At 58.8% G+C, this 13,040-nt stretch carries 9 protein-coding genes and 1 pseudogene; 8 read left to right on the top strand and 2 right to left on the bottom strand.

Annotated features, from left to right (window positions below):
- Positions 1-127 precede the first annotated feature (127 nt).
- Positions 128-220: pseudogene (locus tag AB4Y40_RS40450) on the top strand (peroxiredoxin); the annotation flags it as partial.
- Positions 221-678: 458 nt separating this feature from the next.
- On the opposite strand, the gene AB4Y40_RS40445 reads toward AB4Y40_RS40450, so the two are convergent.
- Positions 679-1,131: a MarR family winged helix-turn-helix transcriptional regulator gene (locus AB4Y40_RS40445; RefSeq protein WP_368692625.1), complete on the bottom strand. Its 453-nt coding sequence runs from the start codon at positions 1,129-1,131 to the stop codon at positions 679-681.
- Positions 1,132-1,388: 257 nt separating this feature from the next.
- On the bottom strand, positions 1,389-2,051 hold the full coding sequence (locus AB4Y40_RS40440; protein WP_368692624.1) for a GntR family transcriptional regulator: 663 nt from the start codon (positions 2,049-2,051) through the stop codon (positions 1,389-1,391).
- A gap of 108 nt (positions 2,052-2,159) precedes the next feature.
- Here AB4Y40_RS40440 and AB4Y40_RS40435 point away from each other — a divergent pair, with 108 nt between their 5' ends.
- The 7 genes from AB4Y40_RS40435 (at position 2,160) to AB4Y40_RS40405 (ending at position 12,831) form a co-directional block, all read left to right on the top strand.
- On the top strand, positions 2,160-3,362 hold the full coding sequence (locus AB4Y40_RS40435) for an MFS transporter (RefSeq protein WP_368692623.1): 1,203 nt from the start codon (positions 2,160-2,162) through the stop codon (positions 3,360-3,362).
- A gap of 34 nt (positions 3,363-3,396) precedes the next feature.
- Positions 3,397-3,990, top strand: coding sequence for a cysteine hydrolase family protein (locus AB4Y40_RS40430; RefSeq protein WP_368692622.1), 594 nt, complete (start codon positions 3,397-3,399; stop codon positions 3,988-3,990).
- Between the two features lie 1,159 nt (positions 3,991-5,149).
- Positions 5,150-6,079, top strand: coding sequence for an IS110 family transposase (locus AB4Y40_RS40425; protein ID WP_368692621.1), 930 nt, complete (start codon positions 5,150-5,152; stop codon positions 6,077-6,079).
- Between the two features lie 527 nt (positions 6,080-6,606).
- Positions 6,607-7,860 carry an MFS transporter gene (locus AB4Y40_RS40420; protein WP_368692620.1) on the top strand — a complete coding sequence of 418 codons (1,254 nt, stop codon included), beginning with the start codon at positions 6,607-6,609 and terminating at the stop codon, positions 7,858-7,860.
- A 602-nt stretch (positions 7,861-8,462) separates the two neighbouring features.
- Entirely contained in the window at positions 8,463-9,584 is a 1,122-nt protein-coding gene (locus tag AB4Y40_RS40415; RefSeq protein ID WP_368692619.1) for a porin, read from the top strand.
- Between the two features lie 450 nt (positions 9,585-10,034).
- Positions 10,035-11,036 carry an alpha/beta fold hydrolase gene (locus tag AB4Y40_RS40410; RefSeq protein WP_368692618.1) on the top strand — a complete coding sequence of 334 codons (1,002 nt, stop codon included), beginning with the start codon at positions 10,035-10,037 and terminating at the stop codon, positions 11,034-11,036.
- 328 nt (positions 11,037-11,364) lie between these two features.
- The gene (locus AB4Y40_RS40405) at positions 11,365-12,831 is read left to right on the top strand and encodes an NAD-dependent succinate-semialdehyde dehydrogenase (protein ID WP_368692617.1); all 1,467 of its coding nucleotides are present in this window, start codon (positions 11,365-11,367) and stop codon (positions 12,829-12,831) included.
- The last annotated feature ends 209 nt before the right edge of the window (positions 12,832-13,040 follow it).

The raw sequence follows: 13,040 nt of genomic DNA, 5'->3' as shown, positions 1-13,040 counted from the left end.
ACCGTCGACGACTACGACGCGTTGCTTCCCTGGAAAATGCCGGCCGACCTCCGCTGACCCGCATCACTACCACACCTCACGCGCTCCGCCACCTTACTCTGAGGGGCGTCGTTCGTGGATCGCATACGTTGAAGATGCCGTGGTCAAGACGCTCAACGTCGAGGCACCCGGCAGGTTTGACGTCAGCGACGCTCAGAGTATCCTTGCGACATTGCGCTGATCAGGAGGGCGCGCGAGCCGCCGGCGAAGGGCGCCGCCAACGCCTCGCTATCTGCAACGACATAGCGTCGATGACCGAAAAACACCTTCATTCCGGTCGTCAGCGCTTTGAGATCCAGGGCGGGCGATTCACCTGGTCGGCAGCTCACATTGCTTCCTGATGCCTGAAGCAGCGTAGTGGACTGGCAAATCCAGCACGGTCTATTACCATGCCAGGAGTCATCCGAGGCCGGGAACGTTCGGGCACCAGCGCGCTTCGCAATACGCCTGTCCTCAATGCTCGTGAGGGCTGGAACCGCGTGAATAAGGGGCGACCGGACATCTGGATAGCGGCTACCGGACTAGCGCGTGTAGCCTGGACCAGCAGGCGGATTTGAAAGGCTTTAGGCCGGCGCGGAGACTATTCCGGCCGCACTCGAGGATGCCTTGGCGAGCTACTCACCAAGGCATCACGACGAACTATTCACGCGTGTTGATAATTCTTTTGATAAGCGACAGCCCTCGCTGCAGATCCTGACGATCATCGTCGCTCAGCTTTTCAAGGATCACTGACGTCAACCAGTCCTCCCGCACCGCAAAGATGCTATCCAGAGTCTTGCTACCTTTGCGAGTCAGCTGAACAAGCTGTGCCCGCCCATCTGTCGGATGCGGGCGACGCCCCACCAGTCCGGCCTTTTCTAGCGCCTGGACGGTGAGTGACATCGATTGAGGGCGCACGCGCTCGGCAGCTGCAAGGTCATTCGTGCTCATCGCACCGTTGCGTTGGAGGTGACCAAGCACCGTGAGCTGCGATAGCGGCGGACCGGACTCGACCCGTATAAGTCTCGCCCCCCTTCCCAGAGTCTCGCGAAGGTCGAATGCGAGCTCTGCTACGGAAGAAACCTCGGCAACGGAATTTCGATCAACGTTCATATGTGGTGAAATCTACGCTGTAGGTGCCGTCATTCTTCAACACGGCTAACGCTCTAAATGTAACATAACGCGCCGCACCCAAACGGCCTCAATGCGATCATGGATAGCGATATCACTGCCGCTATGGTCGCTGCGCGACTCAGGTCGAGGGCTGCGTCTTTTTGGCTCGAATCTATCCTGGCAACGCCGCGACACGACGCGAAAGATTGTGCAGCTTGTGTCTGAGCCTCTGGGCAAGCGTCAGTAGTAAGCGATCCTCAACTCTCTCCCGAGACAACGATTCCGCGAGCACGCAAGCTCCGCCGCCGCGCAGTCAGTGCATCCAGCAGCCTCTCCCGCGCCGCGCTGATATGCCCCCTTGTCAGCTCAATTGCACGTCCGACGTCGCCGTCCCTGAGAGCTTGCAACAGGGCACGGTGTTCGGCCCATCCCTCGTGCGCGGCGTCGATCTCAAACCAGCGCGCGCGAGTCAGTCGGGTCATGCAATCGGCGATGCCTCGACTCACAAATTCATTTTTTGCGAGACTCCCGATCCGCATGTGAAATTGACGCGCCGCATTGTCGCGCTGCTCAAGCTCGGAGTCCGGCCTGATGGAGTCGAGGATGGCCTCCATTTCAGCAAGCTCAGCCTGACTTACCGTGCTCCCGCCGAGCTGGATCGCCGCAACCTCAAGGATTTCACGATAGACAAACAGCTGCTTGACCTCGTCGGGATCGATTGGCGGAACGATCCAGCCGCGGTCATTTCTGCTGACAAGTCCCTCTGCCTCAAGTCGGAATAATGCGGTGCGCACGGACGTCCTCGATGTCTGGAACTGTCCTTCGAGCCAGCGCTCCGTTAGCCGCTCGCCGGGACCGATGTCCATGTCGAGAATCATCCGGCGAAGCCGATCCTCAACCAGCTGTGTCTGCGTCGTCAAATTTCGTCTCCGTTCGTTCGGTGGCATCCCGCCCCTTTGGGAAGTTGTTGCACCGAGTTGGTATACCGAGTTAGTATACCAACGTTGGTCACTAGTGCAAGGTTGTTTATGGATTCCGACGCTAACGGATACTGGCGACGTAACCTCGCTATTTGCCTGTTCGGGTCATTTTCGACCGTCTTCGCAATGACGCTGGTCCTGCCGTTTCTGCCGATTTACGTCGGCGAACTCGGTGTGAAGGGGCATGCGGCGGTCGTGCAGTGGTCAGGGATCGCCTATGGCGCCAATTTTCTTGCGGCCGGGCTGGTTGCTACCCTGTGGGGCCGATTGGGGGATCGATTCGGTCGTAAGCCCATGCTGGTGCGTGCCAGCCTCGGAATGGCGTTGACCATGCCTCTCATGGGCCTTTCAACGAATATATGGCAGTTTGTCGGGCTGCGATTGCTGGCTGGAATTGCCGGGGGGTACTCTTCGGGCGCCACCATCCTGATCGCTGTTCAGACTCCAAGGGAGCGCCTGACGTGGTCGCTTGGCGTGCTTGCTTCGGGAGTAATGGCCGGAAATCTGCTCGGGCCGCTCGCTGGTGGTTCGCTGCCCTCGCTGATTGGCATTCGGGCGACATTTTGGGCGTCTGGCGCGCTGATCTTCATCGCCTTCATTGCGACAGCGCTTTGGGTTCGTGAGGCGCCGCAGGAAAACCGGACTGCGGCTGAGAAGCACAAAGGCGGGTGGTCGCAGATACCGAACCTGGGCGTAGTGATCACCATGCTCGCCACAGGGCTGCTCCTGATGGTTGCGAACATGTCCATTGAGCCGATTATCACGGTATATGTTGCGACGCTGGTTCCGGATCAGGCTCATGTCAGCTTCGTCGCCGGTCTCGTGATGTCAGCCGCCGCGCTCGGCAGCATCGTCTCGGCCTCGCAACTCGGCAAGCTTGCGGATCAGCTTGGCCCTTCGACCGTGATCATCCTGGCGCTCACGGCCGCCGGACTGTTGCTGATACCACAGGCGTTCGTGACCTCCTACTGGCAACTGATTGTGCTGCGTTTCCTGATGGGGCTCGCCCTTGGCGGCCTCCTCCCGTGCATTGCCGCAGTGATTCGACGCAACGTGCCAGATCATTTTGTCGGGACCGCCATGGGCTATTCGCTGTCTGCGCAATTTGCAGGGCAGGTGGCGGGGCCCTTGATAGGCGGTTTCGTTGGCGGCCAGATCGGCATGAAGGCGGTGTTTTTTGGCACCTGCGTGCTGCTGCTGATTGGTGCGGCATGCAACTGGAAGGTCGTTGGCTTTCCAAAACGCGCCTAGCGCGTAATCTTTAATCACCCGAACCGAGTACGCAATGTCCCAACCGCTATCTCACAACCCGAAGAAGTCCGCACTGCTGTTGATGGATTTTCAGTGTTTCATTCTCGACAATTTTCTGTCACCTGCGGCGGCCGCCACGGTGGTGAACAATGCGTCGAAACTGCTTGGCGCCGCGCGTGCGGTCAACATGCCGACGATCCACGTCAACGTATCGTTCCGCCCTGGCTATCCCGAAATCAGTCCCCGTAACGCATTGTTTTCCCAGTTGAAGGAGAGCGGCCTGGTCGCTCCCGGCAGCGAAGGCGCGAAGATTCACGCGAGCCTGGCGCCGCTGGATTCGGAACCCGTCGTCGCCAAGCACCGTATCGGCGCTTTCGCCGGCACCGATCTGGAGCGGTTGCTGCGTGCGCAAGGCATTGAGACGCTGATCATCGCTGGCGTGACGACTGCTGGCGTCGTGCTGTCCACAGTCAGGCAAGCTTTTGATCTTGACTACGCGCTTGTGGTGGCAAGTGATGCATGCGCAGACCCAGACGACCAGGTCCATTCCGTTCTGATGGAGAAAGTACTTTCCCAGCATGCGAGTGTCGCTCTGACCAAGGATATCGAGAGCACCTTCCGGCAGTAACACCGAAGCCGGCTGAAAGTCTGCGCCGGACCGGAGTGATGTGCCACAGCGGACGTACGTCACTGCCTACTGGTGAACGACCCCGGTGGGCGTGCCGGGGGCGCTCCAGCACGTTTGATTCAGTATCCGTCGACGATGCGGCGTGTCAGGGAGCGACGAGCCTTGCAAACGCTAACTTTTCGCAGCACAGCGAATATTGTGCGTTGCTCGCGTTGCTGGCGAACAATTGCTGCTCGCGCTATGTCCGTGACCGATGTGGCTTGATTCACGTAGATGCGCGCATGGTCGAGTTTTCCCCGCGCCTCGCGCCCCGCCGAGCCACGGCGCACGCCGCTTTCACTGTGTATCTGACAGACGTCGCGGACTCCCGCAGCATTGTGGATGCCACATGACATGGCTCTCCTCGAGCTCTAGGTAAATCTACCTACATACCACGCAAATTTAAACAGGCAGACTGATCAATATGAGCAGTCTGCCTGTACATTCTGTTCGCCGTATCGCTGGCGCCACATTCCTGATGGAAATGACGCGCAGCCGATCCAGTTGAATCACGTAGTCGATGCAGGTCAGGTGCTACCGGCAGTTGCACTGCCATTAGCCAGGGGAACGACGATGAGTACCCACCAGGCTTCCTTGCGATCAGTGGTAGAGAAGTGGCTAGGTGCCGAATCAACCTCCACAGCGCGGGTGACGCACTTTTGCCACACCCGACGCAAGCCGTGGCGATATGTCTGCGTAAAGGCGACACGGCCGTCCGGCACTTTCGAGCTTGTCTTTTTCCGGCACGAGGATGGTTCATGGTGTGTGTTTCCGCCTGATAACCGACGGCCAACTATGAACATCTCCAGAATGGAACCAATAGCAACGCTATCTGCGCAAAATAATAAGGAATTCGAAATAGCTGGGTAGTGGTGACAGACCTGATCCTGGTCACATCGATGTGATCTCGTGAGGCGCGAAAGGTTTCCCTGCGACCGGAGAGCGAAGTTGCGTCTGTCTGTGGAAGTCACGCAAGCGGGCCTGGGTTGTGTGCGTGGCGCGACTGCAACGAAACAGGGGCGAGCCCGCACCCGAATTAGTAAGGACTTTCCCGATCTCATGGCATAGCGATATGCCAGGATGGTTGGTGCTGGACAACCCATCTGAGAAGGGGAAAGTCATGGACAAGATTACTCGTATCGGCGTGGATCTGGCCAAGAACCTGATCCAGGTGCACGGCGTGGACAGCATGGAACGCGTGGTGGTCAAGAAGGCCATCTCACGGCAGAAGTTTCTCGAATGGTTTGCCAACATCGAGCCGTGTCTGGTCGCAATGGAAGCGTGCAGCGCAGCCCACTACTGGGGGCGCAAGCTGCGCGAGCTTGGTCACGAGGTTCGCCTGATTGCGCCGCAGTTCGCCGCGCCATACCGCAAGGGCGGCAAGCACGTGAAGAACGACAGGCTGGATGCCGAGGCCATCTGCGAGGCCGCGGGGCGGCCGCATATGCGCTTCGTGGCCATCAAAACGGCAGACCAGCAAAACGTGCTGTTGCTGCACCGGATGCGGAACGGTTTCGTCGAGGAGCGTACCGCGCTGGTCAACCGGCTGCGCGGTGAACTGGTCGAGTTCGGCATGTTCTTGCCGCAAGGCATCAATGCATTTCGTGCCCGCTTCGTCGAGGCACTGGAGGATGGGGCCACTGAACTGAACGGTGTCGCGCGCACTGCGTTGGCGCGAGGCTGGGAGCACCTGCAGGCCCTCGACCAGCAAATCGCCTCGTGTGACGCGCAGGTCGCCACGCACGTGAAGCACGACAGCAGCGCGCAGCGCGCCATGGCGGTCATCGGCATCGGGCCGCTCACCGCGTCGGCCGCAGTGGCCACCGTTGGCGACGCGAGCGTGTTCAAGAATGGTCGCCAATTTTCCGCCTGGCTTGGCTCGGTGCCCAGGCAGGCGAGCAGCGGCGGCAAGACCCGCCTGGGCCGCATCACCAAACAGGGCAACACGTATCTGCGCACGCTGCTGTTTCAAGGCGCACGCTCGGCCGTAACGCTTGCAAAAAGGGAAAGTCCTTATAGGTTGTACTGGCTCACAGAAACGGGCTCCTAAGAGGAGGGCAACACCGTGCCTCGTTGCCCACTGCGATCCACGCGGACTATGGGCCGGCTGCTCGTTGCGAACCTCGCCATCTGGCTCGACGGGGCAAATCGAACCCGTGACTCCGAAGCTGTCGCGTCCGGCAGCGTCGTGAGCGCTACAACGTCGATGCTTCGATAGAACGACGGCGACGTACACCGGACTTAAGTAGATTCCCTTACATACGCGCGTATTTTATGCAGGCAGACTGAGTACATTATGAGCAGGCAGCCTGAGTATCGAAAAGGGTGTTGAATCATCGTAGCTCTTCCGAACATATCAAGTACTAGAAAATATGGCACGACACCACGCTACACGACTTGCCGATCTTGGTTCATTTCGTGTGGCGATGAGCGGCTAGTTCGGAGGGGTTAGGCGAATGCCTCAACGTGCTTTTTTAGAGTTCCGCGTAGCGCGTGTCGGTGGTATCCGCACTGTGCGAGCCGGGTTGATCTGCAACGGATTTTATTAGTTGATTAGAGACAAAGGAGACTTTTCAAATGAGCGACCCTGCAGCAACCAATCATCAGAAGATCGAGTCTGTGCTCCTTGATCCTCCTGCAGGCAGCGGAAAGCAGCGCGTGGGCATCTGGGCAGCGTTGCCTGTGATTGCGATCGTGATGATCGGCGTCGCCGGACATGCCGCCGGCTCTCTTAAGCCACTGATCATTCAAGCGTTCGTCCAGTCTGTCGGCTTCGACAAGGCAACCTCCGGTTATCTCCTGGCGATCGAAATGATCTCAACGAGCGCCGGGACTGTTGTAGCGACGGCTTTTCCTTTCGCGCTGCGTCGGCGTGAGTATTTGTTCGTTGCTCTCGCGTTGATGATGTTGGCCAACCTGGTGAGCATGTCGTTCAAGAGTGATCCAGGGCTCGTGCTATACGCGCTGCGCAGTTTGTCGGGGCTAGGCGCTGGCTTTGGCCTGGGACGCCTCGGGATCCTGATTGCGCTCTCGGGACGTCCGGGGAAGACCGCTGCTCTGTACTCGACAAGTACCCAGTTGTACGGTGCCGCCGCAGCCTTCGCGATGCCATTCATTGATCGGCTCTGCGGTGCGAATTCCATTTTTATCATCCTTGCCGGGACGGTTCCGCTCGGCCTTGTACTCATCGGGTGGATTCCGGAGAGCCATGAGCAGATCGTAAAGAAGAAAGCGATCGCGGTCGAGAATGGACACGCGCTGGGCCTGGGAGAGAAGGTCATACTCGCTACAACCTTCGGCGTATTTTATCTTGGCGTCGGAACCTTCTGGCCGTTCATCTCAGTTCTGGGCGAGACCGCCGAGATTGGCCATGCGCAAATGTCAGCGCTTCTAGGGTGGGGCGCCCTCGCCAGCGCGCTGGGATCGGCGATGGCGGTCTTCGCAGGCGATCGGAAGGCGTCAGCCCCAATCATCACCCTGTTCTTTTTCGCACTGTGCCTCTCGGTTGCGATGCAGCTTGTCGTTCCGCGGTCGCTGTTCGTCTTTGTTGCTTCCGTCCTGCTCTTTGCCTTTGCCTATTGGGTTATCAACCCGATGATCCTGGGGGTGATGTCCAAGCTTGATACGACGGGACAGATGAACGGGGTTTACTATATCGTCGCCGTCGCTGGCATTTCGGCGGGTCCCGCCTTGGCTGGCTGGGTACTTACTCACCAAGGCGACCGGTTCGTGGGTGCTGAGTTTCTCCGGGTGCTCAGCATCGGCCTGCTTGGCGTATCCTCGGCGGTCCAGGTCTACTACGCTTACCGCGCGCGGCGCCTGCCGGACTAGTCCGCCTCATACGGTGGCCGGAAACCCACATCGGATTGCCGGCCCTATCCAGAAACGGATGGTTGTGCAGATAGTGATAAATAAATCAGGATAACGAATTTTATGCCATCCGTCACGGCAGACAGAGAGCCTGCAGTACTGTGTCTCGCATAGAGCGCGTGGGACTAGGGCGATATATCGGGTTGGTCGCCCTCCGTTTGACAGGTAACTTCCGGCGAACTGGCGGGGTTGAGTGGGCGGATTTTCACGTTGCGACGTGACTGAGCCTCATAGAGGTGCATCGACGGTTCGCCCATACTGGAGTTGCGTGACCGACCATTAAACATTCACGCAAGTTCTGAACAGCCCACTGTTTTCCAGCGGAAATCTGCTCGGATTTCCTCCTCGTTTGCCGGCTTGAGACTGAGCGGTTCATTGGAATTGTCGGTCTTGACAATATTGTGAGGCGACCGATCCGCTCGCGAGCGAGTTACTCTCGAATCCGAATTGCGAGCGTTCGTAGAGATTCATTTGTTTCATTGGCAGGTGTTGGAAAGGGCAACATATAGATTGCCCGAACGGGTTTTTTACCGCAATTTGGTTATTTTGGAAATCTAACGAAAATGAAGGCGAAAAAGAGTCTTGTGGCACTCGCGGTCCTCGGCACACTGTCTGGTGCTTCATACGCTCAAAGCAGTGTCACGCTGTATGGCATCGTTGATGCCGGACTCCTCTATACGAGCAATGTGAAAACCGCAGAGGGTGGCAAGGCTCTGCTGCAACTCGCAAGCGGAAATTTGAACGGCTCACGCTGGGGCCTGCTGGGTTCGGAGGATCTGGGCGGAGGGCTGAAAGCAATCTTCCGACTTGAGAACGGTTTCAATGTGAACAACGGTACGCTTGGTCAAGGCAATCGCCTGTTCGGTCGTCAGGCGTATGTCGGCCTGGCCAGCAACACGTATGGCACGTTTACGATGGGTCGCCAATATAACGCGCTCCAGGACTACGTCGCGACTCTCCAGCTCGTTTCGGCACTTACCCAGTTCTCGACGCATCCGTATGACAATGATGACCTGAACAACACGTACCGGACTGACAATACGGTAAAGTACGCGACGCCGAAGCTCGCGGGCTTCCAAGCGGAGGCTCTGTACGGATTTTCGAACTCGACCAACTTCGCGAACAACCGCGCATATAGCCTCGGTGCGAACTACAGCAACGGCTCGTTCAATCTTGGGGCAGGTTACGCACGGTCACAGAGTCCTGGGGCAATTGGCGGAGCCATTGTCGGGAATCCGTCGTCAGCCACGCCATCGAATCCGCTTCTCGATGCTGCGCGTGTGGACCAATGGGGCGTGGCCGGTACGTATGTGCTGGGCTCGTTGACTCTCGGCCTCCTGTACAGCGGCTCGCTCTACACGAATTCGACCTTCACGTTGGCTGCGCCGCGAGGCACGATCCACTTCCAGAACTACGAAGGCAGCGTTCGTTATCAGGTGTCGCCAACGCTGATGCTTGTGCTGGGTGAAACATATACGACCGTGCATCAATCCGGCGAGTCGGGGCACTACCTGCAAACCAGCGCCGGAGCGGACTACTATCTGTCGAAGCGCACCGACCTCTACCTGAACGCGTTCTATCAGAAGGCATCGTCGAACCTTCAGGCGAATATCGATGGCGCCGGCGGTGCAGCGAGCGGCTCATCGCAGGCTGTTGTCGTCGCCGGCATCCGCCACAAGTTCTGACCTGTCGTGCGGATGGCTGGCCAGGCTCGCAGGGTTGCATGGATGAATCGATTCAGATCGTCCGCGCGAGATTTGCCGATTGTTCGAACCTGAGTGAGCGACATGCATTCGCTCGACACCTCGCGTCTTGGGGGCGACCGCCAACGCGGTCGCTGACCAACGGAGGAACACGGAACTTTTATCGTGTCATCTGCATGGTTCTCCGGCGATGGAGGTGTCCACACGGCTTGGCACACGCTACGTCACGCTTTCCTCGTTTGGGAGCGAGCGGCTTGTCAGACTTGCTGCCGTGCTGACAAGAACCTGGTTACGGTGAAATGTGCAGCCGGACTGTACCGGCCGCGCTATTGGTGCATCCCAACGCAAGATGCGGCGACGCACGACCGCCTTGATGCAGCACTTTTAGTTTTGGTTAGTTCGTTCGCATTTTTAGCACTAAAGGAGCCAAAAATGATTGCAGATGTAGCGGCCGATGCGCAGTCCCTTTCGTCACTGTTCCGAGCCGAACTTCGGCTCGAGGTTGCAGAGGAATCGAAAGTATCGATCGCAGCGACCATCGTGGCGCCGACCAATACTTCCGAATGCAGCACCGTAGTGTTTGCTTTTCCGGGTGGCGGATACGGACGCCATTACTTCGATCTTCGCCACCCGCTGCTCGAGGGAGAAACGCAGGCGGAATGGCATGCGCGGCGCGGGGTCGCTTTTATTGCGCTAGACCCCTACGGCGGGGGCGACAGCACCGAACTCGATCCGTCTCGTTGCGGGATCGCTTCAACGGTCGGCGCTGTCCACGGAGTGGTGACCGAGGCGATCGAACGGCTCTCCAAGGGCACGCTAGCCTCTGGACTGGGACCTGTTTCCGTGGAAAAGAGCATCGGTATCGGGCATTCCCTCGGCGGAATGCAGCTCATTGTGCAGCAGGCCGAGTATGCGTCATTCGACGCCATCGCGGTGCTCGGATTCAGCGCGATCCAGACCGTAGTGCCGACCCCCGACGGAATGATTGCACCGCATTCATCGTCTGAGGACGATTCGAAATCGTTGGAGGAGGCGTGGTCGGGTCCATTCGTCGACGAATTGGCCAATCTTCGATACGCGTACCATTGGGAGAATGTCCCTCGCGCGCTTGTCGACGAAGACATGAATGTTGGCTTTCCGGTTCGGCGGTTGTCGGCACTTCCCGCATGGATTACCAGGACGTTCCCGCCTTTTGCAAAGATCTGCCTTCAGGAAGGCATTGTTGCGCGTGAGGCAGCGAATATTAGCGTTCCTGTGTTCTTGTCAGCCGGTGAACGTAACGTTCTGCGTGACCTTAGACAGGAGCCAACTGCCTATCGTAAGAGCGTCGACATTTCGCTTTTTGAGATCACCGAATGCGCACATATGCATAATTTTTCGCCAAGAAGGGAAGCGGCCTGGCGGAAGCTCCAGACCTGGATGGACGGCATTTGATCGAAGCCGGAGCCGCAGTCCGGGATGCTTGTCGGCGTGATGGGGCATCGTAGTGCATTCATATCTTTCGTTAGCCGCCCGCTTTCGGGGAAGGTTTGCATGATTTCGCGAACATTTTAAGCCAGACCTACCGTCGTCCCGAATTGCCAAACCGCGAGCTACTGCTTGCTCAAAGTGCTCTCCGACTGCGTTACGCACCGCGGGTCACGCTAGGTGGACCGAGCGGGCAATAGCAACACTGCGGGGGATCTTGCGAGCAACCGTGATCGCGACGCTTCGTGTCCCAACTGATATTCGAGTCGCTGTATGTAGCATTATGGATCGAGGAATGATAGTGGAATTGAAAACCGTCTTGAAGGACGCGACTCTCTTACGCCGTGAGGCTTATATCGATGGGCGGTGGTGTGCCGCCGATTCTGGCGCGAGTTTCGACGTGTTCGACCCGGCGACGGGTGCAACGCTCGGCAGCGTACCTTTGATGGGCGAAGCCGAAACGACGCGGGCCATCGAGGCAGCCAATGCCGCGTGGCCAGCATGGCGAGCGCGCACGGCCAAGGAGCGTGCGGCAGTCATGCGCCGCTGGTACGAGCTGATGATCGAGCACGCCGACGACCTCGCGCTGATCCTGACGGCGGAACAGGGCAAGCCGCTCGCGGAAGCGAAAGGCGAGATCGCCTACGGCGCGTCGTTCATCGAATGGTTCGCCGAGGAAGGCAAACGCGTGGCGGGCGACACGCTCGCGACGCCCGCTTCGGACAAGCGGCTCGTTGTCATCAAGGAGCCGATCGGCGTTTGCGCCGCCATCACGCCGTGGAATTTCCCCACGGCCATGATTACCCGCAAGGTGGGCCCGGCGCTCGCGGCAGGCTGCCCGATCGTCGTGAAACCTGCAGAAGCCACGCCGTTCTCCGCGCTCGCATTGGCGGTGCTGGCGGAGCGGGCCGGCGTGCCCAGGGGCGTGCTCAACGTTGTCACTGGCGATCCCAAGGCGATTGGCGGCGCGATGACCAGCAGTCCCGTGGTTCGCAAGCTGTCGTTTACCGGTTCGACGGGCGTCGGGAGATTGCTGATGGCGCAAAGCGCGCCCACAGTGAAGAAGGTGACGCTCGAGCTCGGCGGCAACGCGCCGTTCATCGTGTTCGACGACGCCGATCTCGACGGCGCGGTGGAAGGCGCCATCGCCTCGAAGTACCGCAACAACGGACAAACGTGCGTCTGCACGAATCGCTTCTACGTGCATGAACGCGTGTACGATGCGTTCGCCGGGAAACTGGCGACTGCCGTAAAGGGGCTGAAGGTCGGGCACGGTACGGAGGGCGGCGTCACGCTCGGACCGCTCATCAACGAGGCAGCGGTCAGAAAGGTCGAAGCGCATATCGCCGATGCAGTGGGCAAAGGCGCGACGCTCGCCACGGGCGGAAAGCGCCACACGCTCGGCTACGGCTTCTTCGAGCCCACGGTGCTGACTGGCGTCACCGCGCAAATGGATGTAGCGAGAGAAGAGACGTTCGGCCCGCTCGCGCCGCTGTTCCGTTTCTCGAGCGACGAAGAAGGGGTGAAGCTCGCCAACGACACGGAGTTCGGCCTCGCCGCCTACTTCTACAGCCGCGATATCGGCCGCATCTGGCGCGTGGCCGAGCAGCTCGAATACGGCATGGTGGGCATCAATACCGGCTTGATCTCGAACGAGGTGGCGCCGTTTGGCGGCGTGAAGCAATCGGGTCTGGGCAGGGAAGGGTCGCACTACGGCATCGATGACTATCTCGTCATCAAATATTTGTGCATGGCGATCTGAGGTCCCCCCTTTTCTGAAGAGAGTGTCCACACCGTGAATAAGCGGTTTTTTATGCTGAAATGGGGATTTTCCCCGTGAACAGGGTCGGGCCGGGAATCCGGACATGTCGGAGGGACGTGAGTTCGGCATAGTCGCTGACCCGCAGACTCTCCGATTTTTTATAGGTTAGCCTTCCTCCGACACTCTTAGATCAGCACGAGCTTGAAGTC

This window comes from Paraburkholderia sp. EG287B (assembly GCF_040965595.1).
Lineage (GTDB): Bacteria > Pseudomonadota > Gammaproteobacteria > Burkholderiales > Burkholderiaceae > Paraburkholderia.
This window is presented reverse-complemented; position numbering and strand designations above follow the sequence as displayed.

Bases quoted from the DNA above. Each gene is read 5' to 3' on its own strand.
- AB4Y40_RS40445 (WP_368692625.1), bottom strand. From the start codon at position 1,131: ATGAACGTTGATCGAAATTCCGTTGCCGAGGTTTCTTCCGTAGCAGAG.
- AB4Y40_RS40425 (WP_368692621.1), top strand. From the start codon at position 5,150: ATGGACAAGATTACTCGTATCGGCGTGGATCTGGCCAAGAACCTGATC.
- AB4Y40_RS40435 (WP_368692623.1), top strand. From the start codon at position 2,160: ATGGATTCCGACGCTAACGGATACTGGCGACGTAACCTCGCTATTTGC.
- AB4Y40_RS40415 (WP_368692619.1), top strand. From the start codon at position 8,463: ATGAAGGCGAAAAAGAGTCTTGTGGCACTCGCGGTCCTCGGCACACTG.
- AB4Y40_RS40410 (WP_368692618.1), top strand. From the start codon at position 10,035: ATGATTGCAGATGTAGCGGCCGATGCGCAGTCCCTTTCGTCACTGTTC.
- AB4Y40_RS40420 (WP_368692620.1), top strand. From the start codon at position 6,607: ATGAGCGACCCTGCAGCAACCAATCATCAGAAGATCGAGTCTGTGCTC.
- AB4Y40_RS40405 (WP_368692617.1), top strand. From the start codon at position 11,365: ATGATAGTGGAATTGAAAACCGTCTTGAAGGACGCGACTCTCTTACGC.
- AB4Y40_RS40430 (WP_368692622.1), top strand. From the start codon at position 3,397: ATGTCCCAACCGCTATCTCACAACCCGAAGAAGTCCGCACTGCTGTTG.